The sequence below is a fragment of the Geobacillus sp. CX412 genome (genome assembly GCF_027942335.1).
In the GTDB taxonomy this organism is placed as follows: Bacteria; Bacillota; Bacilli; order Bacillales; family Anoxybacillaceae; genus Parageobacillus_B; species Parageobacillus_B toebii.
In genome coordinates, this window is the sequence record NZ_CP103461.1 from 3,078,323 (window position 1) to 3,103,299 (window position 24,977).

At 44.1% G+C, this 24,977-nt stretch carries 19 protein-coding genes, 3 pseudogenes and 1 riboswitch; of the genes and pseudogenes, 1 reads left to right on the forward strand and 21 read right to left on the reverse strand.

Annotated elements, in window-relative coordinates; translation table 11 throughout:
* Window positions 1–9: 9 nt before the first annotated feature.
* The 17 genes and pseudogenes from NXM86_RS16110 to NXM86_RS16190 form a co-directional block, all read right to left on the reverse strand.
* Complete coding sequence (locus NXM86_RS16110) at window positions 10–1,491, reverse strand: aldehyde dehydrogenase family protein (protein ID WP_498959055.1); 1,482 nt, start codon at window positions 1,489–1,491, stop codon at window positions 10–12.
* Window positions 1,492–1,572: 81 nt separating this feature from the next.
* Window positions 1,573–3,231 carry a thiamine pyrophosphate-binding protein gene (locus NXM86_RS16115; protein WP_498958293.1) on the reverse strand — a complete coding sequence of 553 codons (1,659 nt, stop codon included), beginning with the start codon at window positions 3,229–3,231 and terminating at the stop codon, window positions 1,573–1,575.
* Window positions 3,232–3,236: 5 nt separating this feature from the next.
* Entirely contained in the window at window positions 3,237–4,406 is a 1,170-nt protein-coding gene (locus NXM86_RS16120; RefSeq protein WP_498958294.1) for an aminotransferase class I/II-fold pyridoxal phosphate-dependent enzyme, read from the reverse strand.
* Window positions 4,407–4,472: 66 nt separating this feature from the next.
* Complete coding sequence (locus tag NXM86_RS16125; RefSeq protein WP_498958295.1) at window positions 4,473–6,038, reverse strand: Na+/H+ antiporter NhaC family protein; 1,566 nt, start codon at window positions 6,036–6,038, stop codon at window positions 4,473–4,475.
* A 321-nt stretch (window positions 6,039–6,359) separates the two neighbouring features.
* Window positions 6,360–7,844 carry an NAD-dependent succinate-semialdehyde dehydrogenase gene (locus NXM86_RS16130; RefSeq protein ID WP_498958296.1) on the reverse strand — a complete coding sequence of 495 codons (1,485 nt, stop codon included), beginning with the start codon at window positions 7,842–7,844 and terminating at the stop codon, window positions 6,360–6,362.
* A gap of 231 nt (window positions 7,845–8,075) precedes the next feature.
* Complete coding sequence (locus tag NXM86_RS16135) at window positions 8,076–8,261, reverse strand: hypothetical protein (protein WP_012749112.1); 186 nt, start codon at window positions 8,259–8,261, stop codon at window positions 8,076–8,078.
* Window positions 8,239–9,959 (reverse strand): annotated as a pseudogene (gene thiC, locus NXM86_RS16140) (phosphomethylpyrimidine synthase ThiC). Before thiC ends, NXM86_RS16135 begins: the two are co-directional and overlap by 23 nt.
* Window positions 9,960–10,110: 151 nt before the next feature.
* A riboswitch (TPP riboswitch) is annotated at window positions 10,111–10,225 on the reverse strand.
* 63 nt (window positions 10,226–10,288) lie between these two features.
* A complete protein-coding gene (locus NXM86_RS16145) occupies window positions 10,289–11,542 on the reverse strand; it encodes a methyl-accepting chemotaxis protein (protein WP_498958297.1) in 1,254 nt (417 codons plus the stop codon).
* A gap of 187 nt (window positions 11,543–11,729) precedes the next feature.
* Window positions 11,730–12,154: pseudogene (locus tag NXM86_RS16150) on the reverse strand (DUF2935 domain-containing protein).
* 399 nt (window positions 12,155–12,553) lie between these two features.
* Complete coding sequence (locus NXM86_RS16155; protein WP_498958298.1) at window positions 12,554–12,961, reverse strand: RDD family protein; 408 nt, start codon at window positions 12,959–12,961, stop codon at window positions 12,554–12,556.
* 174 nt (window positions 12,962–13,135) lie between these two features.
* Window positions 13,136–14,664, reverse strand: a pseudogene (locus NXM86_RS16160) (SpoIIE family protein phosphatase).
* Window positions 14,661–14,999 carry an STAS domain-containing protein gene (locus tag NXM86_RS16165; protein ID WP_012749106.1) on the reverse strand — a complete coding sequence of 113 codons (339 nt, stop codon included), beginning with the start codon at window positions 14,997–14,999 and terminating at the stop codon, window positions 14,661–14,663. The pseudogene NXM86_RS16160 and the gene NXM86_RS16165 overlap by 4 nt, the downstream one beginning before the upstream one ends.
* Window positions 15,000–15,020: 21 nt before the next feature.
* Window positions 15,021–15,422: an ATP-binding protein gene (locus tag NXM86_RS16170; RefSeq protein WP_062754923.1), complete on the reverse strand. Its 402-nt coding sequence runs from the start codon at window positions 15,420–15,422 to the stop codon at window positions 15,021–15,023.
* A gap of 280 nt (window positions 15,423–15,702) precedes the next feature.
* Window positions 15,703–16,803: a response regulator transcription factor gene (locus tag NXM86_RS16175; protein ID WP_498958299.1), complete on the reverse strand. Its 1,101-nt coding sequence runs from the start codon at window positions 16,801–16,803 to the stop codon at window positions 15,703–15,705.
* On the reverse strand, window positions 16,788–17,372 hold the full coding sequence (locus tag NXM86_RS16180) for a PocR ligand-binding domain-containing protein (protein WP_498958300.1): 585 nt from the start codon (window positions 17,370–17,372) through the stop codon (window positions 16,788–16,790). Before NXM86_RS16180 ends, NXM86_RS16175 begins: the two co-directional genes overlap by 16 nt.
* Before the next feature lie 440 nt (window positions 17,373–17,812).
* Entirely contained in the window at window positions 17,813–18,106 is a 294-nt protein-coding gene (locus tag NXM86_RS16185) for a DUF3147 family protein (RefSeq protein ID WP_498958301.1), read from the reverse strand.
* Between the two features lie 14 nt (window positions 18,107–18,120).
* Window positions 18,121–18,483, reverse strand: coding sequence for a DUF3147 family protein (locus tag NXM86_RS16190; protein WP_190305454.1), 363 nt, complete (start codon window positions 18,481–18,483; stop codon window positions 18,121–18,123).
* Window positions 18,484–19,117: 634 nt separating this feature from the next.
* Between NXM86_RS16190 and NXM86_RS16195 the strand changes: the two genes are divergently transcribed.
* Window positions 19,118–19,639 carry an exosporium glycoprotein BclB-related protein gene (locus tag NXM86_RS16195; RefSeq protein WP_498958302.1) on the forward strand — a complete coding sequence of 174 codons (522 nt, stop codon included), beginning with the start codon at window positions 19,118–19,120 and terminating at the stop codon, window positions 19,637–19,639.
* 369 nt (window positions 19,640–20,008) lie between these two features.
* On the opposite strand, the gene NXM86_RS16200 is transcribed toward NXM86_RS16195, so the two are convergent.
* From NXM86_RS16200 to NXM86_RS16215, 4 genes are read right to left on the reverse strand one after another with little or no spacing between them, the layout of a single operon-like run.
* On the reverse strand, window positions 20,009–21,433 hold the full coding sequence (locus tag NXM86_RS16200; RefSeq protein WP_081188396.1) for a phosphomannomutase/phosphoglucomutase: 1,425 nt from the start codon (window positions 21,431–21,433) through the stop codon (window positions 20,009–20,011).
* Window positions 21,384–22,520: a glycosyl transferase gene (locus tag NXM86_RS16205; protein WP_089096820.1), complete on the reverse strand. Its 1,137-nt coding sequence runs from the start codon at window positions 22,518–22,520 to the stop codon at window positions 21,384–21,386. Before NXM86_RS16205 ends, NXM86_RS16200 begins: the two co-directional genes overlap by 50 nt.
* The gene (locus NXM86_RS16210) at window positions 22,501–23,718 is read right to left on the reverse strand and encodes a glycosyltransferase family 4 protein (protein ID WP_081188398.1); all 1,218 of its coding nucleotides are present in this window, start codon (window positions 23,716–23,718) and stop codon (window positions 22,501–22,503) included. The genes NXM86_RS16205 and NXM86_RS16210 overlap by 20 nt, the downstream gene beginning before the upstream one ends.
* Entirely contained in the window at window positions 23,715–24,758 is a 1,044-nt protein-coding gene (locus NXM86_RS16215) for a nucleotidyltransferase family protein (protein WP_062679318.1), read from the reverse strand. Before NXM86_RS16215 ends, NXM86_RS16210 begins: the two co-directional genes overlap by 4 nt.
* Between the last annotated feature and the right edge of the window lie 219 nt (window positions 24,759–24,977).

The following is a 24,977-nucleotide window of genomic DNA, read 5'->3' on the forward strand; positions in this document are numbered from 1 at the left end:
ATGAATTCATTATTCGTCAATATCGATTTGCGCCCGCTGCAATTTACCGCTGAAATCAATATAGATACTTTTCCATTCTGTAAATACGTCTAACGCCGCTACACCGGAATCGCGATGGCCGTTTCCCGTTCCTTTCGTTCCGCCAAACGGCAAATGAATTTCCGCCCCTGTCGTGCCTGCGTTCACGTATACAATCCCCGTATCTAAATCACGCATCGCTACAAACACTTTGTTAACATCCCGTGTAAAAATAGAGCTAGATAATCCGTAGTCAACACTATTGTTCACTTCAATTGCCTCTTCTAAGCTTTTCACAGGAATAATGGAAGCGACTGGACCGAAAATTTCCTCCCGCGCGATCCGCATATTTGGCGTTACATCCGTAAAGAGCGTCGGAGCGTAATAGTATCCTTTGTTATATTCTCCTTCTTGTAAAATGTATCCACCCGTCAATAGTTTTGCTCCTTCTTCTTTACCGATTTGCACGTATTGGTCAATTTTTTGCAACGCTTTTTCATTGATGACTGGTCCAACTTTTACATTTTCATCTAAGCCATTCCCGATTGTTAGAGTTCGCATCGCCTCTAGCAGTCTATTTTCTAATTCTTTTTTTATACTTTCATGGGCAATAATTCGGCTGCACGCGGTACATCTTTGTCCGGAAGTGCCAAAAGCGCTCCATAAAATTCCTTCTACCGCTAAAGATAAGTCCGCATCGTCCATCACGATCACCGCATTTTTTCCGCCCATTTCGAGTGACACTTTTTTCAAGCTTCGGCCGCATTTTTCCGCAATTTTTCTGCCTACTTCATTGGATCCGGTAAAGGAAATCACCCGTACATCAGGATGTTCGACAAGCGCGTTCCCCGTTGTCGGACCGTCACCATTGACGACATTAAATACTCCTTTTGGCAATCCAGCTTCTTCAAAAATTTTTGCTAATTCCTGCGCCATAAACGGCGTTTCCAACGCTGGCTTCCAAACGACGGCATTACCGGCTACAATGGCAGGGAACGATTTCCATGTGGCGATCGCAATCGGAAAGTTCCATGGAGTAATAATGCCAACGACTCCTACAGGGGCACGGACACTCATCGCAAATTTATCTTTTAATTCGGAAGGAGTCGTATCTCCGAATAATCGTCTTCCCTCTCCCGCCATATAAAACGCCATATCAATTCCTTCCTGTACTTCTCCGCGAGCTTCTTCAATGACTTTTCCCATTTCCATGGTTAACATTCTTGCTAATTGTTCTTTTCGTTCCTTCAACAAATATCCTACTTTATATAACACTTCGGCGCGTTTCGGCGCGGGTTCAAGCGCCCACTTTTTTTGCGCAGCCTTTGCCGCTTTTACCGCTGCATCTACATCCGCTTCGAGCGAAACTGCCACTTCTCCAATCGTATCTCCTGTCGCCGGATTAATGACGGGAGCGAATTGTTTGCTGCTCGATTCTTTCCACTCACCATTAATAAAATTCAATACTTTCATCAACGGAGTTCCTCCTTGTTCTTTATTTTCTATTAAAAACTTATGCATCCATGATGGTTGCTATTAATTAAATCAAGCTATTTACATAGAATTCGCCCGTTTCCGCAATTGTTCAATTGTTGTGGTGACAGAAATTTGATTTGGATCCGTCATTATTTCAATAACAGTCGGTTTCGCTTCTTGCAGCGCCTGAATGAGGGCATCAGTAAATTCCCCTTCCGTTTCGACCCGAATGCCATTTGCATTGAAACATTTGGCTAATTCGGCAAAGGAAACCGTTCCTAAATCTGTGCCGATCACTCGCTTTGGGAAACGGAGCTCTTGATGCATGCGAATCGTCCCGTACATGCTGTTATTAAACACAATGCTAATGATAGGAACATGATATCTAGCAGCTGTTTCTAACTCTTGAACGGTCATCATAAAACCGCCGTCTCCCGATAGAGAAACTACTACACGATCCGGATATGCCAACTTGGCGCCAATGGCGGCCGGCATGCCATATCCCATCGCTCCGGAAGTAGGGCCGATATACGTATGTTTTTCCGTAAATTGAAAAAAGGAATGCAGCCAACCAGCAAAATTTCCTGCATCATTGGTGATGATCGCACCTTGCGGCAAATGTTCTTGTAGACTAGCAATCACGGATTCATTCACATTTCGTTTTTCCATTGAGAGTGTTGATGCTTGTTCGTATATTTTTCGTCTCGATGTTGCCCAGTCACGCCAAGACGGTTGAATATTGATTTCCAATAATTTCGAAAGCGCTTCCTTGCAATCAGCCATGATTGCCACTGTTGGCGGGTATACTTTTCCCAATTCATTTGCATCGATATCAATATGAATCAGCGTTTGTCCTGCTGATAGCAAGCGGTAGTCTTGTGTCGTCACTTCCGATAATCTCGTTCCAATCGCAATAATGACGTCCGCTTGTTTTACTGTCTCAATAATCCCTTTTGACGTTCCTAAACCGAGATGTCCAACATATAATGGGTGATCGTTTGGAAATACATCATGCCTGCGGAAAGAGGCAGAAACAGGTATCGCAAACTTCTCAGCAAACAAAAGCAATTCTCGTTCCGCTTTCGAAAGTTTCACGCCCCCACCGGCAATAATGATAGGTCTTTCTGCTTTTTGTAAGACTTCTTGAACACGCAAAATATCTATTTGATTCGGAGCAGGTTTCGGAACGGTCATTTTTGAAAAAACAAATTCATCTATTTCTTCATGGAATATATCTTCCGGAAGCGATACAACGACAGGACCTGGTCTTCCCGTTTGTGCAACGCGAAATGCCCGTTGAACAAGCTCCGGTATTCGTTTTGCATCATTGATTTCCACCGTCCATTTCGCAATCGGTTGGAAAAATTGCTCTAAGTCTACTTCTTGGAACCCTTCTCTGCCGCGAAAATCGCTTTGCACTTGGCCTAAAAAAACGACCATTGGAGTCGAATCTTGTTTTGCCGTATGAACGCCAATCGCCAAATTCGCGCCTCCAACACCTCTTGTCGCCAGCACAACCCCTGGCTTTCCTGTTGCTTTTGCATATCCTTCCGCCATAAAAGAGGCGCCTCCTTCATGACGGGCGGAGATCAGATGAATGGATGGTTCATCAAAAATAGCGTCCATTAGCGGCAAATAACTTTCTCCCGGCACGCAAAACACATGGGAAATTTCTTCCGTTTTCAAATAATGGACAATCGCCTTTGCAGCCGTAATTTTTCTCTTTTCCTGTTTCACCGCTTCTACTCCTCCCAATTTACTTGTTTGAGTCGGTCAGCCACTTGTTGCAACCGCTCAGCCGAAACGGAAAGCGATAACCGAACATATCCTTCTCCTGATGGACCGAACGCTGTTCCTGGCGTGACAATTACTCCCGCTTCTTCCAGCAATTTGGTTGCAAACTGTGCAGAAGAGTATCCTTTTAAAACAGGTATCCATAGGAAAAACGTCGCCTTCGGGGGATGAACATTTATGCCAAGCGAGCGCAAAGCTTTTACCATCATATTCATCCGCTGTTCATATATTCGATTGTTTTTTTTGACCGCTTCATGATCGCTTGTTAACGCTGCCGCCGCCGCTTTTTGGACCGGAATAAACTGGCAAGTATCAATATTGCTTTTGATAATCGACAGCGCTTTAATCATATCGCGGTTTCCAACAATATACCCGATTCGGCAACCGGCCATATTGTAACTTTTCGATAACGAACCAAACTCCACCGCTACTTCTTTTGCCCCATTTACTTGCAAAATGCTTGGAGCTTTAAATCCTTGAAACGTAACAAAAGAATAAGCTGAATCATGAGCAATGAAAATACGATATCGTTTCGCAACCGAAACCGCCTCAGCAAACGTGTCGATTTCGACAGTCGCAGCCGTTGGATTGCTGGGATAGTTTAAAAACAGCAATTTCGCATCCCGATAGATTTGAGAAGAAACTTTCGGAAAAATCGGCTTATATCCGTTTTCCGAATCAAGCGGCAAACGAACGATTTTTCCTCTTGCTAAATGTACAGCTGTGCTATAAACCGGATAGCCAGGGTCTGGAACTAATACAATCTCCCCTGGATGAAGAATCGCCTGTAATAAATGAACAATTCCTTCCTTTGAACCGATTAATGCCAACACTTCTGTATCTGGGTCTAACTCTACGCCATATTCCCGTTTATAAAAGAGCGCAACCGCTTCTCTATACTCTCGGCACCCGGCATATGGAGAATACGTAAAATTTTTAGGATTATCCAGCTCTTCCTTTAATTTCTCAATAACAAAAGCAGGCGGCGGTAAATCGGGCGCCCCGATCCCCAAATCGATCACATCTACTCCTTTTTTCACTAGTTCTTCTTTCTTTTGCTGAAAAACAGAGAACAAATATGGCGGCATGGTTCTTATAATATCGGAACAAATATCCATCCATATCCCCTCGCATTTTTCAATTTATTATCCTTTCTCTCTTACTCTATGCCTCCAGCTCGTTGTTTAACTCTCATTGAAGTTTTGTTTCTTAACGATCACCGCAAGAATAAACAATCCAACGATGACTGCAGCTAAACTAGCCAGCGTGCTTTCGGTAATGCCAAGCATAAGATAGCCAATTGCTGCAATACATGCTGCTGCGAAAGCATAAGGAAGCTGGGTGATTACATGATCAATATGATTGCTTCCTGCACCTGTCGAAGATAAAATTGTCGTATCAGAAATAGGAGAACAGTGATCACCAAACACCGTCCCTGCGAGCACTGCAGACAACGCAGGCAATAACATATTCATATCGGTCGAAGCAGCAATTTCACCAGCGATCGGCAATAAAATTCCGAATGATCCCCAAGAAGTTCCCGTAACAAAAGCCATCATCCCTGCAACGATAAACAGAAGAAACGGAAATAAAGAAATGTGGATATTCGATTGTTGAACTAAACTAGCTAGGTAATCTCCTGTTTGAAATTCATCAATTAACGTCACAATCGTCCAGGCAAAAATTAAAATGATACAAGCGGGAACCATCGATTTTACGCCTTCTTTTACACCTACGATAAAAGTGTTCGGATTTATTGACTTTTTTACAAAACTTTTATAAACGAAAATCCCCAATGTTACGAAAAGGCCGCCTAATCCGCCATACAGAAGCGATTTCGCTACATCCGTATTCTCAAAGATGGTTAAAATGCTTACTTTCCCGCCATCTATCGCTTCATATCCCGTCCATAACATGGCGAGCACAGTAGCGGCTACTAAACTCGCAAGCGGCCATATTAAATCCCCTACGGTTCCATTTTCACAAACTGGTAATGGGTTCATAAAATCCCCACTAATTGTCTTATTTTTATCCACCACTTCGCCAGTTCGAACCGCCCTTGCCTCATGTTTCTTCATTGGACCAAAGTCAATCCCCCAAAAAGCAACAATAAAGACAATCGCTAAAGCAGCCCAAACGTATAAATTCATTGGGATCATTTTGATAAAAGCGGTAAGCGGAGAATATTCCGTCACATGATGAAGGGTAAAAATAGTACCTAAAATACCAATAATGTAAGCACCCCAACTAGAGATAGGAGAAACAACACAGACAGGAGCAGATGTAGAATCAATAATATAAGCTAATTTTGCTCGCGAAACCCGATAAGAATCAGTAACAGGGCGGGAAATTTGCCCAACTATTAAACTGTTAAAATAATCATCGATAAAAATAATGATGCCAACGATCGCTGTCATGACTTGAGCTCCCGTACGGCTTTTTACTCGCTTCATCGCCCACTCTCCAAAAGCTTTACTACCACCCAATATATTTGTGAAAGCGGTTACAACTCCGAGAAGAATGAGGAAAAGCAAAATAAATATGCTCCACGTATTCCATGTGTGGTCAGAAATAAAAATTCCTTTAACAGCTTCCCACAAAATGAAGAACGTCTTTCCTAACGAGAAATTCGATAACAATAACGCTGCCGTAACAATACCGACTCCTAACGATAAAATCACTCTCCTTGTAATCATCACCATCAAAATAACAACGACCGGCGGAACTAAAGAAAAAATTGTATTTTCCATGTTCATCCTCCTCACCATTGTTTTCCTTATGCACAACGGCCTCTGCAATTTATCGCAAAGCTTCTTTTGCTTCATTTTGCTATAAGTCGGGAAATTCCCTTACTTTCTCATAATGTAAACGTTTTCTTGAACAAGTGAATCTATTCGATAAAATCCTTCCGTTAAAAAACAGAAAACGACCAGTGTAACCACTCATGATTAAACTGGCCGATGTCTATTTTGACAAACCGCCGGCAAAGACGGTTTAAATAGACTACGCAGTTTTATATACATTGTTATATGATGGTTGATCATGGATTATGCTTAGAAAATTTATGTGGCTCAGCCAAGCCGTATCCCCATGGAAACATATTTTAATTCTACAAATTCGAAAATGCCCTCTTTTCCGCCTTCTTTTCCTAGCCCCGATTGTTTCACACCGCCAAATGGAGCTTCCGCCACCGCTGGAAAGACGTCATTAATGCCGATAATTCCATATTCCAGCTTCTCCATGACTCGATACGCACGATGAATCGAATCGGTAAAAATATAAGCTGCTAACCCATATTGCGTATCATTTGCCTGACGAATCGCTTCCTCTTCCTCCACAAACGGCTGCAGCGGAAGAAGCGGACCGAACGTCTCTTCGTTCATTACTTTCATCTCTTTCGTAACATTCACTAACACGGTCGGTTCAAAGAAATGCCCCGGATGCGGACCATTCCATCTCTTTCCGCCGCAAACGACCGAAGCCCCTTTTTGTACTGCATCCTCTAAATGCTGCTGCACTTTTTGAACAGCCTCTTCATTAATTAACGGTCCGATATCCGCCGTTTCTTTTGTGCCAATATCGATCGATAAACATCGTACTTTCGCCATTAGTTTTTCGAGAAAATCATCCCAAATCGTTTTTTGCACATACACACGGTTCGCACAAATACATGTTTGGCCGCAATTGCGAAACTTGCTTGCAAGCGCCATCTCCGCCGCCAAATCAAGATCGGCGTCATCAAATACGATAATCGGCGCATGACCGCCTAGTTCTAAAGAAAGTTTTTTTACATGATCCGCGCTTCCTTTCATCAATAACTTGCCGACTTCCGTAGAACCCGTAAACGTAATAAGCCGCACATCAGGATGATTCATCCAGCACTGCCCGATCGAAACGGCATCACCGGTGACGAGATTGACAACCCCTTTTGGAATCCCTACTTCTTCCAATATTTTTACGATCCGATAAGCAGTTAACGGCGTTTCTGGAGCCGGTTTTAACACCACGGTACACCCCGCGGCAAGGGCTGGGGCTAACTTTCTGGCAATCATCGAGGCCGGGAAATTCCAAGGAGTGATGGCGGCGACAACGCCGATCGGCTGTGGAATGACCATTAAACGTTTATGTTTGTTCGATGAAGGGATCATTTCTCCGTACAAACGATTCGCTTCCTCGGCATACCAAAGAAAGTAGCTTGCCGCCGAATCGATTTCTGCTCTTGCTTCTTTTAATGGTTTTCCTTGTTCCGTTGTTAAAATGACAGCTAGTTCCTCCTTATATTCCAGCATTTTCGCATATGCGGCATATAACAGTTGCGACCGTTCCCTCGCCGTTTTTTCTGACCATTGCGGAAACGCTTGGCGGGCCGCACGTACTGCCTGTGCCGCTTCCATTTCATTGCCGTATGAAACTTCCGTAATCGTCTCTAACGTGGCGGGATTTTGAACAGGAAGCGTGCTGCCGTTATGCGCTTCCAACCATTGCCCATCAATAAAAATCGTTTTGTATAATTGGAAAATTTGGTCATGTATCGTTTCCCTCCAAAATGAAAACATTTTTCTATCATCCACTTCATTAATTATGAATAGTCTGCAAATAATGATTAGATGTTCTATGATTTGTCATCCATCATGCACAATCCCCACTGCAGCCAATCAAATAAACTTTTCATGAAAATATATATAAAAGAGCTCAAAAGAAATGACTAAAAAATAAAAAGCTAATTCATTTCCCGATTTTCTCTCTTCAAAACGGGAGATGAATTAGCTATATATTTGACAATCCCCTTAATAATATAAAATCTCTATATAATGGCATTTGACACATTTTCGCATAAACGGTGTCTCGAAAAACGAATGCTGACAATTTTTTTGGATATGGGCAATTTGCTGTTCCAATTTAAGAATTTTCTCCTTCAATTCGGCAATTTCCTTTTGCAATTCTTGAACATCATCGATAGAGAGATGAGCCATTTTCGACAAACTCCTTCGCTTTTTGTTTCATCCCTTCTTCCCTCACCGTTTTTTGCAGCTCATGTGAAATTTTCATCGAGCAAAACTTCGGCCCGCACATCGAACAAAAGTGCGCGACTTTCGCCCCTTCCGCCGGCAATGTTTCATCATGATATTCCCGAGCTCGATCTGGATCAAGCGAAAGGTTGAACTGATCGTTCCAACGAAACTCAAAGCGCGCTTTTGATAACGCGTCATCCCGCCGTTGCGCTCCCGGGTGCCCTTTTGCTAAATCGGCCGCGTGTGCTGCGATTTTATAAGCGATCACTCCTTCGCGCACATCATCTTTATTCGGCAGCCCTAAATGCTCTTTTGGCGTCACGTAACAAAGCATCGCCGTTCCGTACGCGCCAATGATCGCTGCTCCGATCGCGGATGTAATGTGGTCATATCCCGGCGCGATATCGGTCGTAAGCGGTCCTAATGTGTAAAACGGCGCACCTTTGCAAATTTCGATTTGCTTATCGACATTTTCCTTAATTTATGCATCGGCACATGCCCTGGTCCTTCAATCATCACTTGCACATCATGCTTCCAAGCGATTTCTGTTAATTCTCCGAGCGTCTCCAATTCAGCAAACTGCGCTTCGTCATTCGCATCGGCAATCGAGCCTGGGCGCAGCCCGTCTCCAAGAGATACTGCAATATCGTACGTTTTCAAAATCTCGCATATTTCTTCAAAATGCGTGTATAAGAAGTTTTCTTCATGGTGGGCTAAACACCATTGCGCCATAATCGAGCCGCCGCGTGAAACAATACCAGTCGTTCGGTTTACGGTCATCGGTATGTAACGAAGCAGCACCCCCGCGTGAATCGTAAAATAGTCCACCCCTTGTTCCGCTTGTTCGATGAGCGTATCACGGTAAATTTCCCACGTTAAGTCTTCGACGACGCCGTTCACTTTTTCAAGCGCTTGATAAATCGGAACCGTCCCGACAGGCACAGGGGAATTGCGAATAATATATTCTCGTGTCGCATGAATGTGTTTTCCCGTCGATAAGTCCATAATCGTGTCTGCTCCCCAGCGCACCGCCCAAAGCATTTTTTCGACTTCTTCTTCAATGGATGATGTGACTGCGGAATTGCCAATATTCGCATTAATTTTTACATGAAAACGACTCCCAATAATCATCGGTTCACTTTCCGGATGGTTAATATTCGAAGGAATAATCGCTCTGCCTGCGGCAACTTCTTGACGCACGATTTCCGGATCTATATTTTCGCGAATCGCAACAAATTCCATCTCCGGCGTAATAATCCCTCGTTTTGCGTAATGCATTTGCGTCACAGTTTTTCCTTTTTTTGCGCGCAGCGGTTTTCTCTCGAAAGGCAGAGTAATCTCTGATTGCTTCCCATTACGGAATCCGTTATCTTCCGGTTTCACTGGACGCCCCTCGTATTCTTCAACGTCGCCCCTTTCTAAAATCCAGCGTTTTCTTAGCGGCGGCAATCCTTTTTGAATGTCCGGCTGAAAATCAGGATCGGTGTAAGGACCGCTTGTGTCATAAACACGAACAGGTTCATTTTCGATGATTCCTGTTTCTGTCTTTGTTGGACTTAACGTAATTTCTCTCATCGGAACACGAATATCCGGTCTTGAACCTTCGACATACACCTTTTTACTCGCAGGAAATTGCATGAAAGATTTGATGTTTTGCATGTAACTCCTCTCCTTTAAAATAATGATTTAGGATCTGAAGTTACACCAAAACGCGGGGCGGAGATAGGAGAATATATGCGGAAATAAAAATCGGATTCTCTAAGAGAACCCGATGGAACGCAAATAGCGAAACGTACGCAGCAAACGCATACACTCCCGCTATCTACTTCCCTACGCTGGTATAACCCAGATCAGGTTCAAAGGGTCAAAGAACTTAAGCGCGTTCTTTTCTCAGTCCAAGCTATTGGACTCCCCTAGTAGATAAGCGACAAACTTATTTAATTTTTCTTAATATTAACATACTTATAAAGCAATGTAAATACGCTTCCTTATACGGTGAACCGTTTTAACATTGTTTGCATATTTTCTGCCATTTTGCTTAACGATGATGCCGATGAAGCAATTTCCTCCATCGATGCCATTTGTTCTTGCGTTGCCGCCGAAATATTCGCCGATCCAGAAGAAGATTGTTCCACAATCTCCGTCATATGTCCAATGGAAGCGGCCACCCGTTGCGCGTTTTCTGTCATTTGCTCGATCGCTGTGGATACTTGTTCGATTTGGGCATTGACTTCGCCGATGGATTGGCGGATTTGTTCAAACGACTGTCCAGCCGTTTGCACAACATCAAGCCCTTGCGATACTTCGCTAACGACTGTTTCCATCGATTCGATCGCTTTTTCCGTTTCTTCTTGGATATAGCCGATCAGCTGCGAAATTTGCTGTGCGGATTGAGCAGACTGTTCCGCCAGTTTGCGAACTTCATCCGCCACAACGGCGAACCCTTTTCCTTGTTCTCCAGCCCTTGCCGCCTCAATCGCCGCATTTAAGGCAAGTAAATTCGTTTGCGAAGCAATTCCTGTAATCACCTGCGTAATCTGGCCGATTTCATTCGAACGCTCTCCAAGCGCTTTAATAACTTGTCCAAGTGATTGGACATGGTCATAAATAAACTGCATTTGCTCTTCCATTTGCGAAATCGACTGTTTTCCGGATTGCGCTTTTGCCGATGTTTCATTTGCGTTCATAGACACGTGCTTCGTGTTCGCAGCCACTTGCCCAAGCGTATCGGAGATGTCGTTCATCGCTGACGACGTTTCTTGCGCCGTTTTCACTTGCTGTTCGGAATTTAATGAAATCGTTTCCATTGTCGATGCGATTTGTTCGGTCGCTTTCGTCGTCTGTTCCGCAATGATCGTTAACTGCCCGGAAAATTGCGTCATCTCATCGGAATGGCGCTGAATGTTGGCGATGACTTCCTGCCACGTTTCCGCCATTTTATTGAGCGAAACGGCAATTGGTTTTAACTGTCTTACTTCATTTATAGGAACACGCGCCGATAAATCTCCATCAGTCATCTTATCTAAATGCTGATTGATAATAGCGATCGGGGCAATAAATCGTCGATAGTTTAATATCGCAGAAACGACTCCGACTACAGCCCCAAATAATATGGTCGCAACAAGCGTCCACCAAAACGCCGCGCCGCTAATGCCGTTCGCCATACATACACCAAGGCCGATGAATGCAGTGCCAGGAATGACAACGAGCATCGTGCGCAAAATATAACTATGCAGCGACAACCTTTTTCCCACCTTTTTTCTAATATTAAAGAATCTTACTATTAATTATATCGGATATATTCACCTCTTTTTTATATTTCTAGTATATTACAAAACATAAAACAAACCGTTACCCTTTTTCATTACTACTTACTCTGCTCTTTTTCAAACACATAAAATGCCTATCCGAAACGAATAGGCATTTTCCTTATTTTCCGTATAACAACAATTGAGCAATGCCAATAAAATATTCTGACTCACGAATAATATGGTTCAGCACTACTTTTGCCGTTGGATTTTTGCTCACTGCTTTGCTTTCCGTTTTTATTTGTTGACACAGCTTAATAAATCAAGACTTTGCTGCAAGCAATGAGACACTAGCTGCAACACTTGCTGGTAAAGCTGATAAGGAACGTAATATCCCGCGCGAACGACCGATTCAATAAAACGCACTACTTGCTGATGTGTTGCAGAAAGCGCCTCTTCCCATTTTTTCAACGCTTCGACATAAGCCGGCTCTAAACCGCTAACAAGCTCCCGAATAACGACCGTATGCTCCTCTTCTTGATGCTTCCAAAATTCCGCTTCGTCTAAAATACGCAGCGGCATTTGCTGGCCATAGTAAAATTGCATGAACATCCCCCCATATTGCATGATATGGGGGAAAATGAAAAAGTATGAATATACAAACAAGCGTTCCTCTGAACCTCCCGATGGCTAAAGCCACGGGGTTCTTGTGTACTATAGAGCTTCTTCCATACCTTCGCATGGATACTGACTCTAATTCCACAAGACTTTCATGGGCAAACACCTCACTGGTGCTTATCGCCCTGTGCGCCCGATTCAAGACGTTGGATTTTTCTTCTCTATAAGAGTAGTATACCATCTTTGACTACGTCAAAGCAATCGGTTCATCCCATGTCTAAAGACGGGCTACACCCTGCATGGGCTTTCTCCGATTGTACTTGTAATTCACCATAAAAAAACGGGCATCTCCTTCTTAGACACCCGTTCTTTATGATCAATATCCAATTATGCTGGTTTCTCTGTCGTCACATACGTTCCGGCAATAAAATCATGAATCGAACGTTTATCTTCGCGCGCCGCCACCATAATGGCGCTAATAATTAGCGCAATGCCCAGCGTCACAGCATAAACAAGCCCGCCGACAAAGGACCGTAAAAACATCGTCCCGATTACGACTTTTCCGCCATTTACTTTCGCAATGCGGATGCCTAACAACTTTTTCCCTACAGTATATCCAGACCAAACCGCCGGCACAACTAAAGCGTAAACGAGGTTTGCTGCCGTAGTGAACCAATTCTCCTCCCAGCTTCCCGTAATAAGGTAGCCAATAAACACTAGCGGCAAACCGACAATAAGACCGTCTAATAAACCAGCCGCTAACCGTTTCCAAAATCCCGCTGGATTCCTCACCATGATACAATCCCCTTTCTTTCCCTTCGTCACTACAATGTATTCATCACCATTGCATCCGATTCATGGAAGATTATTATTTATCATACCGATTATTATTTATCATACCGGTTTATCTCTTTATTGACAATGCATGACATTATTTTTTCATTATCGAACTTTGAAAAACAGTTCAATTTAATGCAATTTCGCCACAACGACAGAAATATCATCGAGAAACGGATACTCTTCCTTAAACATTTTATTTATATGTACTATCATATTTTTGTTGTCTAAATGAATATATGGTTTTAGTTTTTCCCGGAACATTTCGATATTGGTTCTAACAGAACCATGGGCCCCTTCGACTACTCCATCCGAGTACAGCACTAACGTTGCTCCTGGAGCGTAATTTAGTTTTCCCGTTTCCACATGGAGATACGATAACAACCCGATCGGGGCACATCCTTGGTCCATCTCCTCGACTAAACCGTTTGGATGAAATAAAAAGCCAGGAGGATGACCTGCCGAAGCATATTCAATGAACTTTTCTTTTGTGTTTACCATCGCATAAACGGCAGTAAAATAATACGTATTCATTGGCCCATCTTCATGGTACAACAACTGCATATGTTTATTTAACTCATGAAATACTTCTTGCGGATAAATGCATTTTCGAATAACCCCATTTAATAATGAACGAACGGACATACAAATGAGTGAAGCAGCTACTCCGTTCCCCATCACATCCATCAAAAAGATTCCGTATCGGTCGCTATCAATCCGATACCATGCATACATATCTCCCCCTAATTCTCCTGAAGGGACATACATACCATATATATCAATCACTTCCGTTTTAAGCGGCTTGCTCAATACACGTTTTTGCACTTCCTGCGCTAACTTTAAATCATCTTTTAAGCTTGTTGCGGTCTTTTCGTTTTTGATCATATCTGAAAATAGAAAAAGATAAAAAATCAGATGCCCTTCTTTATCATGAATCGCTGTAATCGTCGTCTGTTGAGCATACACTTCCCCATTTTTCCGGCGCCCACGCAGACTCCCTCTCCACTGTCCTTTTTCAGCGACAGTTTTCTTAATGGTTTGATAAAATGTTCATTGTAGTAACCAGAATACAAAAAGTCTAATGATAAACCGATTGCTTCTGACCCGTACCCCGTAATTTCTGTAAAAGCGGGATTAATAAATTGAATAACTCCATTTTCATCTGTAATCAATATAGCCTGCTGTACATGTTCGCACACTTTTTCCGCTAGTAAAAGCTTTTCATTCATTTTTTTTATCTCCGTAATATCCGTAATCACTCCACTTAACATTACTAGCTTTCCATTTTCATCAAATGCGGGAAACGTTTGGTCCAAAACCCAGCGAACCGTCCCATCCTGTTGATGAATAATGCGATATTCATGTTCAAGACAGCTTCCCTTCCAAAGAGCAGATTGCTTTTTCTCTACCTTTTCTCGATCTTCCAGGTGAATAACTTTTTTCCATAGCTCTACATCTTGATAAAAGGCTTCAGGCTGTATTCCGTAAATCTTCTCGCAAGACGGAGAAACAAAAATAACCCGCCTTTCCGCTAAGTTGGCTAGCCAATAAACTTGGTCCGCTTTATTATAGAGTGTGTTCCATTCGTCAAGAAGTTCCAATAATTCTTTTAACGAAACATTTTTGTCTTTCCTGATTTTTTGCAAATGCTTATGAATCATATCCCATTCTCCATAAAAAAATTAATCGCATCTTTTTCCGTATCGAAAAGTTTAATAAACGAAGCAAACTTAACAATATGGAAAATTTCTTGAAGCGAATCTCGAACCCCTGCGATCACCAGCTCTTTTTGCTGCTTTCTTGCCGTCATGACACTATTGGCAATAATGCCAAGACCAGCGCTATTAATATATTTCACTTGTTCCATATTTAATATGAGATACTCAGCTGGATTTTGAATAAACTTAGCCATCGCTTTTCGAAATTGTTCGGTATTGTTCAAAGTAATATCTTCATTCCATACGAAAACATCAATTAGTTCATGCTGTGCACCCATATTCCGTTCCTCCAACAGTCGTCAATGAGCTTTATATTTACACATATAAAACAATACGTTATTCCCTTTTTGTTCAATATAAACATCGTCTACAATATGAGTGATAAGCTGCAACCCCCTGCCGCGCAAGCCTTTGTTGACCTCATCCTTTCTTGTAATGTCAAATTTCTTTCCATGTTGCTTTACACCAATAATCAAATTCTCTTTTCCACATTTCCAAAATACTTCAAAAGGCAGCTGGTTTGTTTTTTGACAATATTCATACGCGTTCGTACACGCTTCCTCCGTTGCTAATCGAAGAAAGAGACAATCACGTGGCAAAAATCCCATTTCACTTGCGATTTGCTCGGTTATATCCATCGCTTTCATAATATCAGAATCTGCCATTACTGTGATATTTCTCCTTATACTTATACTTTCCATCAATATTCCCCCTATTTCTTCTATAATATGTGTGCTAAATAGTACTTTTGTAAGTACGATAACACTTTCTATTCATAGGGGATGAGCATCTTTATAACAACACAGCAACATCGCACTATGTTCGCTTCTATATGTTTATTATAACTAAATACCTAGTTCTTATATACTATTAATGATTATAATACAAATTTATTTTGCTTCCTATTTCCTATATACCAAAACATTTCCATGTTAAACAAGCAGAAAATAAAAAAGGAACATCATCGATCCATAATTTTGTCTAATGATGTTCCTCATTGATAACTTTACGATTGTTTAACTGATATACAAGAGCAATTAGCTGAGAACGGTCGTTTACCCCTATTTTTTGAAAAATATTTGTAATATGGTTTTTCACCGTATGAATGCTAATAAATAATCGATCCGCAATTTCGCGGTTGCTGCATCCTTGGACTAATAAGTTTAACACATCCATCTCCCGGGTCGTTAAGCGTTCCGATAGCATATCGATATTCAATTCTTGCTTTGGCGTCTGATAAGTATTTTGCTTCATGACCATTGTGCCGATCCCTATTAATGCCGCAACATATACTTCCGCTTCTTTTGCAGCCTCGATATCTTTCAAATGAACAGCCATCACGCCGTGCACATGTTCATGAACCGAAAATGAAATTTCCATTACAGTCCCAAACTTTGTTTCACGCAGCTTCGGTATATTTTCTAGCAGTCTTTTTTCAGTAGAAAAGTAGCGTTGGCAAACATCTTCATAATATTCTGTTACTTGTTGTTCTGAAATGGCGCCACAATGAACCTTTACTTTCCTTTTATGATCGGCTAACACTGTAAATGCGAAATCACCGTACGCCAGTTCCGCAACAAAATCTGTCATCATCCGTATAATTTCATCGGTATCTTTTACAACATTCATTGCCCGGCCAATTTCTATTAACATCGATAATCTCATGAAATGTCGATCCATTTTTATGTAAGCTAATTCATATTTGGAATGTAATTGCCAATATTTCATGAGAATAGCGCCGATTTGGACTGCCTCTTTCGGTAATGAACGTTTTGTTTGACTGCCGATCACAATCCAGCCTTCTACTTCATCGTTGTGCAAAATCGGATATATCACAACAGTACTCGGTTTTATTCCATTTTTCACGAAAAAAGCAAAACGTGGGTCAAGCGCGGCATTTTCAACACAAACAACATTGTGCGAATGAAATAGGGAGTTTGATAGTGGAGGAAAAGCGGTCTTTATCTGCTGATTCCAAAGCTGTTCTGCCTTTTCTCCCACAGCGTGTGCAACAACCCATTCGCGATTTTGCCGTTTTATATACAATGAAAAATCTATATCAGAGTCTATCTTTTGAAACATATGTAAAAATCGTCCATATGCAAAGAAAACTGTTGCGCACGATCCACTGCCGTATCTAATAAATAGAAGTACTGTTCGTAATGTTGTTTTTGTCTATTATTGCTAATAAACTCGCCACATATTGTTGCCATTTTTTCAATATCATTTAACTTTTTTTCCACCGCCGATATCGTTTGCTCTTTTGTTTGTTCAATGGCTTGAAGCCATATTTGTGAGTCAGGGAAACGAAAACACTGCTCCTTGATCATCGGTTTTGTCTCTTCTTCAATAAACGCACCTGCCCAAATCCAATACTCGACTTTTTGTTCCACTAGTACAGGTGCGACAATTGCCTTTACTCCCCAATACCCTGTCTGAACAACCATCGGACGTTGCCATTCGGTATAGTCATTCGGAAAACATGAAGGAGGAAACGGCTTATCTGGAGAAAAAAGTACAAGCTCCGCTAATTCCGTTATATTTGAGACTTTTGTAACAGGTTGATGCTGTAAATCAAGCATAATAATGCTTAACTCCGTGAGTGCTGCATATGCATCTTGAACATGCTGCAAAAAATCTTTAATATTCAATTCCTCCTCAACTCACTTACTTGTAATATTGTCATCCTTATCTATTATTTACGTATAAGTAAAGCGAAGTCAAGTTTAGGAAAATAAGGATAGATAATTCAACTATATAGTCCTATTTTCATATGTTCAATATCATAAGTCGATCTGTTAATAATTTTTTAGTCTTGAAATGCCGATTGATCAAAACCATCAGTTAACAGGCAAACAACCTCTACCATTTTCCATCTATTGTTTACGATTCTATTAATTCAATCTTTCATAACATATAAAAGGCCCGGCACGTTCGTATCATGCCAGGCTTCTGTATTCGTTACTCATGGCTCCATTGTTTTTCGGTCTGCCACCTCTTTATCAATGTTCCAATTTGATATTTGATGCTCTATTTTCTTTTTTATGATCCCGCATGTATACAAGGAATAATGAACTTGCAAACCATGTAATCAACCCAAAGATAAAACTTCCCACCAATTTTGTGTAAATTGTAGAGAAAATAAAACCGTTAACACACAAATGAAACCACCAATCATCCCATAAACAGACCCTTGCGCAGTTTTCGCTGCTTCTTTAGAACCTTTCTTCATGCCAACCATCATCACAGCAACAACCATAACGGCTGGAAATGCGGCAAAAATTCCCCCGATAACTTTCCATGGTAATAGTTTTGCCGTTACATAACTTAACACAACGGCTGATCCGCCGAATAAAAAACGGAAAAATAAATCACGTCTATCCATACAATCACCTTTAATTAAAAATATCCTGAAATGACAGCAAAAAGGATGGAAACGAGAAACCACCCAGCTATTGATTGTGTAAGCCCACGTTTCCAACCTTGCTTAGTACAAAAGTAAACGGCCCCTATTGCACACATAATATTGATGAACATCCCAACAACGGCTCCTTGAGATAGAACAATCGACTTTTCCACTAATTCACTGCCCTTTGCATCGAGCCGAAGTGTCAGTAATGCTGCTAAAAATACAGCGGGAAAGGCAGCAAAAATTCCTCCTATTTTCGGCCCTAATTTTCTCGAGATAATGGTAGAAGCGACGACCGCGCCTCCCCCTAATAAAAATCGAATAACTATTCCACTAATCGATAATGACTCCAAGATAGATTCATCCTTTCTTTGGTGACCAATCTAGTGAGGTAAATATTATTTTTATATATTTATTTGTGATTATTTTCACGTATATATTGTAAACGACGATAGAACAAACGCTTGTGAACTTTTATTTAATTTTTTTCTTGTAACGCTTACACTTCCAAATTTGTGACAAATGTTTGAATAAAACTTATTTTTTCTTACTCCCAACCATGGCGGCAAATATTTTTATAGTAAATCGATTTAATCATCATATGAACAACGTAAATGCAAACATTCAAAAACAGCATGGCTAGCTGGAACATCAATGAACATTCTGAACTGAAAAAATCTACAAGAGAAAGAGGGAATGCCTCCTTTTGGCTATCTCATCTCCGAATATTCAATAGCCTAATTTTGGAAATACAAACACTTAACCTACAACTTGTCTAATCAAACTTATTATCCTGCTCATATATTAATATCGAATCTTAATTAAAAGAGGTGAAACATATGTCAAAAGATTGGGAAGAAAAATGTAAAGATCACCATAAGCCAAAGATAAGATGTGGTTGTATTAATGGGCAAGTAGTGACAGTGAATGGACCTGCAACGCAAGGACCTCCGGGACCTCCGGGACCTCCAGGACCTCCAGGGGCTGGTGCTTATTATTCCGTATGCATCTGGACTAACTCCTGTTGCACTGTCTACAACTGATGTTTTAGGTGTAGTAGTTAGTACTGGATCTATCCTTGGATTCGGAAGTTCTGCGCCAACTGTTGACCTTAGTGCAGGAACACTAAATCTAGGCACCGCCGCCATAAACATTCCTGACTTCGCATTTGTGGTTCCTCGTGCCGGAACAGTCACATCCATATCTGTATTCTTTAGCGCTACAGTAGGTGTAACTTTAGCTACAGCTGGAACAGTCAGAGCAGAATTATGGAGGGCATCTGCACTAAGCAACTCCTTTACTCCAACAGGCGTTTTTGTAGATTTAGCACCAAACTTCGGCCCTATAGTTTCCGTTGGCAATACTGCTGCTAATACTGCTGCGGCGTCACTTCCAGTAGCTGCGGGTGATAAACTATTACTGGTTTTTTCTTTAAGGACATCTGGATCTACTCTAATTAATATCGGCGCCCTTACAGGTTTTGCAAGTGCAGGTATTGGAATCAGTTAATAAATAGCCCATGACCTAGTCGACACAAAAGGGAGACATCCTCATAATAAGGATGCCTCTCCAAAGTGTTGAAAAAGGAAAAAGTTCACGCTCCTCGTGAACTTTTTCTTTTCTTTCATGATCCCTATCCGCGATCCACTGTGTAGAGCCCGCAATGATTTAAAATCTGCGTCCACCACCTATATTTCCTCCGCTAGCTCTTTCTCCTGCGGCTGTTTCATCACCACATCGTTAATCAGTCTTTCACTTTTTATGGTCAATAAGTGACACGACATAACTGCAAAAAAGGAAAACGGCACCGTCCCGAACAGTCTACGCTGTTCGGGACAGCGCCGATAATCGGTGATCCGATTTCAATCGTGCTCCACATCACCATGGAATAGTCAAGTTAAGCGGCGGCTTGCTGAGTACGTCAGCCAGCTGCTGTTTGATATCGGCCAATGTCTCCGGCGACTTGGCTTCGGCGCGCAGAACAAGGATAGGCTGCGTATTCGACGGACGCACCAATCCCCAACCGTCTTTGAACTGGATGCGGGCGCCGTCCACGTCTACGACCTTATGACTGCTTGCAAACCGCTGTTTGACCGCGGCGATGGCTTCCGCCTTCTGCTCTTCCGGACAAGGCACGCGCGTCTCCGGAGTGGCATGATACCGTGGGACGTCGGCAAATAGCTGCGACAGCTTGCGGTCATCATTGGAGAGTATACGCAACAACCGCCCCGCCGCGTACAAGGCGTCATCATAGCCGTAGAACTCGTCATTGAAGAACAGATGTCCGGACATTTCTCCTGCAAACGGAATCTCTGGCCGGCTGCGCAGTGTCGCCTTAATATGTGAATGGCCAGTGCGATGGAAGAACGGTTTGCCGCCAAGCCGTTCGATTTCCTCGACCAACGCCTGCGAACACTTGACCTCAACCGGCGCTTCGGCCCCTGGATAGCGACGGAGAATCTCACGCCAGAATAAAATCATCAATTGGTCGCCCCAGAGGATGTTTCCTGCCTCGTCGACGACTCCCAATCGGTCACCGTCGCCATCGAATGCCACACCGAGATCCGCCTTTTCCCGTCGCACCACGTCAATTAAATCCTTCAGATTCTCCGGTACCACCGGATCTGGATGGTGATTAGGGAATGTCGGATCGGATTCGCAATACAAAGGTATGACCTCGCAGCCCCATGCCTCCAAGGCTTTCGGCGCAATCGCCGAAGGGGTCCCGTTGCCGCAATCGACCACTACCTTGAGCTTGCGCGATCCCAGCTGGATCTTGTCTTGCAGCATTTTCAGATAGGCCGGTTCGATGTCAAGCGTCTCCACATATCCTTCCTTCCACGTGTCGATGCGGCTGATCCCTTGTGAGTGGAGAATCCGCTCCATCGTCCGCCGCAATTCCTGAATGCGCTCGCCATAAATGGTAGTCTTATTCATTGCAATCTTAAAACCGTTTTCGTCGCCTGGATTGTGGCTTGCGGTGATGATCATGCCGCACGGCACATTAGTGTACTCGAGGCTGTAGTAGAACATCGGGGTCGTCACCTGACCGATGTCAATCACCCGACACGACGCCTGGCTAAGCCCCGCAATCAGCGCACGGTGTAATGCAGGTGAAGAGATGCGGTTGTCGTGGCCAACCACCACTTTCTCCTCACCGGCTTGCCGTACCATTTCCGCAAACGCCAATCCTAACAAATAGGCAAAATTCTCGTCGAGCTCCTCTCCTGCGCGTCCGCGAATATCGTACTCTTTAAACACGTGCTTCGGTAGAACGGATCGTTGTTCCATCGAAAGACTCATTGAAAGCCACCTCCAATTGCAAGGAATTTGCCATAGCTTCCGTCAATAAATAGGAAAGTGTCGACTCAGCCCCTCGATTCGGATTCGGCCCATCCGAATTTAGGCCGTCACAGCAGCTCCCATCGCTCAGATCGGCGAGGGGAACACCGAGGTCGTTATCGCCATAAAACCAATCGCGGCAGCGACGAACGACTTCTCGGTACGTGTCGTCTCCCAATACCCGATAGGCCTCGCGGGCAGCCAAGGCCAGTTTCATCACATCAACGGGTTGCTGATCCCAGTCAGCGCGTCCGTTGCGGCTGCACCAACCGCGATTGCCGATAGGACGGATGACGCCTCCCTGGCCGCTCATCTTATCCAGCAGGAAGTCGAGGCTTTCTTTAGCTACCTGCAGCGTCTCAACGCGGCCGCGATACCGATAGGCCACAAACAACGCCCACGGCAACAGCCCATTGGCGTAGGTGATTTGCGGCTCATACCAACGCCAGTCATCCGTTCTGTTCATGTGGTAAGCGTCGAGCAAACTCCGCTCAAATACGTCCGCCAGATTGATGAGATCAGCCTCGGTCACACCAGAAGGCAAATCCAAACCGTCTCTCCGCTTAGACAATAGCAGGCAACAAGTCGCAAGAGCCCATGCCTGACCGCGCAAAAACCGCAACCCGCGGCTGGCCGAAAGCGCCCGGCCCAGGATCTCGGCGGCCACACATCTCCGGGCCTCATCATCGAGATTTACGTACGCCACTGCCGCAGCCCAGAGTGATCGGCCTAGGCAGTCGTCTGAGCGTGATTCTGATTCCGGCGTCCGGTCAAAATGAAAGTTATTCTGGAACCAGCCGTCCTCCCTCTGCGCCCAGAGCAAGAAGGCCAAGTATCGATCCAACAGCCGATATAGCCTGTTTTGCTCCTTGGACTCATCGTCTCCAAATAAATCAAGCCACTCCATGCACACCCAGATGGCACGCGCATTGTCATCGGTTGAGTATCCCTCGCGTCGGCGCGGAATGCGCCCCAAGCTATGCTCAAGCAGCCCCGTGTCGTCAGTCATGCGTTCTAAATGATCGAACTTAACGACTGACAGAGGCAACGGGATTCACCTCTCCTTCCAATCGCTCTTTGGCTTTTTCATCACCGTCCGTTTCACTGCAGAGCTTTGCAAACAGTTGCAGGTGTTGCTCGCCTACACGAGGCCAGTGCGTCGTTTCACCAATCTTCCGAATCCGCTCTTCCCACTGCCGCAAAGCCGCATCATCGGCCAACAGCCGCCGCAACTGCCGCTCCCAGGCTTCAGTGTCGCCGTACGGCAGCAACAGTTCCTCGCATCCGCGCAACAGGTCGCGGGCATGTTCATATGGCGTCGAGAGAACCGGACGGCCCACGCCAACCGCATAGGCCAAGGTGCCGCTGGTAATTTGCTGCATCCCCGGATACGGAGTGACGTAAAGATCACACGCCGTCAAATAGGCGATGAGTTCCTCCTCGCTAAAATAGCGGTCGATCATTCGTACGTTCTCCTCCAGTCCGAGGCGACGGATCATCTCCTGAAGCTCCTCGCGGTACGCTTCTCCTTCGCGTTTTTTCACTTCAGGGTGTGTCTGTCCGGCGATGACATATAGCGTCTCCGGCACTTCGCGAACGACTCCCGGCAAGGCGGAGATCACTGACTCGATGCCCTTGCCGCGATTGAGCAATCCAAAAGTGAACATAACCTTGCGTCCTTCGAAGCCCAAGCGGCGGCGAAGGCGATCCCGTTCCTCACTGAGCGGCTTTGGTGAACCGTGCGGAATGTAGAAGATTTTACTCTCCGGCAAGTTAAACGCTCGTGTCAGGTACGAAATCGCCTGACGATTCATAACCACGATAGCGTCGCTCGCATCGGCAATTTCTTGCTGAATACGGCGATAAGGCGGTTGAGGATCAGCAAAGATGGTATGAAACGTCGTGACAAGCGGCTTTTTCAGGGCTCGGACGAAGTCCAGTATGTATTCACCCGCTTCGCCTCCGAAAATACCGAACTCGTGCTGCAAGACCACTACTGAGACATCGCTAAGATTAACCCGTTCCGCCATTCGCGTGTAAGCCGCTCGGTCCTGTGCTGCCAGCGGCCAAAACTTCGGATTGTTCCGGTACACTGAATCGTCATCGCTTTCGTTATAGAGCACAATCACCGGATCGACATCTCGTCGTTTGCCGGCGGCGCTCACGCTCTCAAGAAGATGCTCGGTGAACGTGGCAATGCCGCAACGACGCGGTGGATATGTGCTGACGTATGCGATCCGCTTCATGCCTGCATCACCTCTTGAGGTTGGTTGATAATGGAATTTTTGAACTCCTCGCCGGCAGGCGCCACGGTCCGATACCCGAAAATGCTGTTGCTGAGACGGCTACCATCGCGTACGACTGAACGATCCCAAAGGATGGAGTTCGAACAATGCACGCGAGCACCGATGTAGCAGTTATCACCAATCACCGCGTATGGACCAATCACCGCTTGGTCGCCTACTTTCACATTATTTCCAATTAATACTGGTGGCACCAAGAGGACGCCGGAACCTAATTCGACGCCTTCCCCTGTCCAAACACCTGGCTGAACCTGACGCCCTTGCATGGAAAGAGGAAAACGTCGGTCGAGCGCATCCCAATGAACTTGGCGATAACGTGCCGGAGTTCCCATGTCGCGCCAGTAGCCACTGCTTACCATACCGTAGACTCCAGCGTTTTCCTGAATCAAACGCGGGAACGTTTCGCGTTCAATCGAGACCTCGCGTTGCGCCGGAATATAACGCATAACCTCCGGTTCGAGGATGTACAAGCCGGCGTTGATTCGATTTGACGGTGCCTCTTCAGGGCGCGGTTTCTCAATAAAACGCAAGATCCGTCCGGTATCATCCTGTTCAACTACTCCGTATGAAGAAGGATCATCTACTTCTGTCAGTGCAATGGTGGCAATTCCACCGTGCTGGCGGTGAAACTCAAGAAGAGGAATCAACTGTGGCAAGTGGACGATGTCGGCGTTGAAAACCAAGAACCGCTCATCGAGTAGTCGCTCCGCGTTTTTGATGGCTCCTGCCGTCCCCATCGGAAACGGTTCGAGAGCATACTCAATCTTCACTCCCCAGCGCCGTCCGTCGCCGAAGTAACGACGAATCACATCTGAGCAGTGGTGAGCGGCTATGACAAACTGATCGACGCCTTGTTCACGCAGATGAGTGATGAGGTGTTCCAACCATGGTCGATTTGCAATGGGTGCCATTGGTTTCGGTAGGTTTTCAGTTAGTGGACGTAGACGTGTGCCCAAACCTCCAGCTAGCAGCAATGCTTTCATTTTGCCATCCCTCCATTAGTTTCGAAATTCATAGGGTTTACTAAATTACTATGAAGACCGAAACAGATGGATGAATGAAAAAATGAAAGATGAGAGGTTGATTGTTAGCACTCAATATCACCGGTTGCTAATAATTAGTATACATAATATCCCCTGTGATGGCAAGTAAAACGCTCGTACTTTTGGTTGGACCACATTGAGTTTGCTCAGCGATCTCCA

Coding starts and splice junctions, on each gene's coding strand:
- NXM86_RS16120 (WP_498958294.1), bottom strand. CDS start 4,406: ATGGATATTTGTTCCGATATTATAAGAACCATGCCGCCATATTTGTTC.
- NXM86_RS16155 (WP_498958298.1), bottom strand. CDS start 12,961: ATGGTGAGGAATCCAGCGGGATTTTGGAAACGGTTAGCGGCTGGTTTA.
- NXM86_RS16200 (WP_081188396.1), bottom strand. CDS start 21,433: ATGAGTCTTTCGATGGAACAACGATCCGTTCTACCGAAGCACGTGTTT.
- NXM86_RS16215 (WP_062679318.1), bottom strand. CDS start 24,758: ATGAAAGCATTGCTGCTAGCTGGAGGTTTGGGCACACGTCTACGTCCA.
- NXM86_RS16110 (WP_498959055.1), bottom strand. CDS start 1,491: ATGAAAGTATTGAATTTTATTAATGGTGAGTGGAAAGAATCGAGCAGC.
- NXM86_RS16210 (WP_081188398.1), bottom strand. CDS start 23,718: ATGAAGCGGATCGCATACGTCAGCACATATCCACCGCGTCGTTGCGGC.
- NXM86_RS16185 (WP_498958301.1), bottom strand. CDS start 18,106: ATGGATAGACGTGATTTATTTTTCCGTTTTTTATTCGGCGGATCAGCC.
- NXM86_RS16170 (WP_062754923.1), bottom strand. CDS start 15,422: ATGGAAAGTATAAGTATAAGGAGAAATATCACAGTAATGGCAGATTCT.
- NXM86_RS16125 (WP_498958295.1), bottom strand. CDS start 6,038: ATGGAAAATACAATTTTTTCTTTAGTTCCGCCGGTCGTTGTTATTTTG.
- NXM86_RS16165 (WP_012749106.1), bottom strand. CDS start 14,999: ATGGGTGCACAGCATGAACTAATTGATGTTTTCGTATGGAATGAAGAT.
- NXM86_RS16175 (WP_498958299.1), bottom strand. CDS start 16,803: ATGTTTCAAAAGATAGACTCTGATATAGATTTTTCATTGTATATAAAA.
- NXM86_RS16130 (WP_498958296.1), bottom strand. CDS start 7,844: ATGTTTTCATTTTGGAGGGAAACGATACATGACCAAATTTTCCAATTA.
- NXM86_RS16135 (WP_012749112.1), bottom strand. CDS start 8,261: ATGGCTCATCTCTCTATCGATGATGTTCAAGAATTGCAAAAGGAAATT.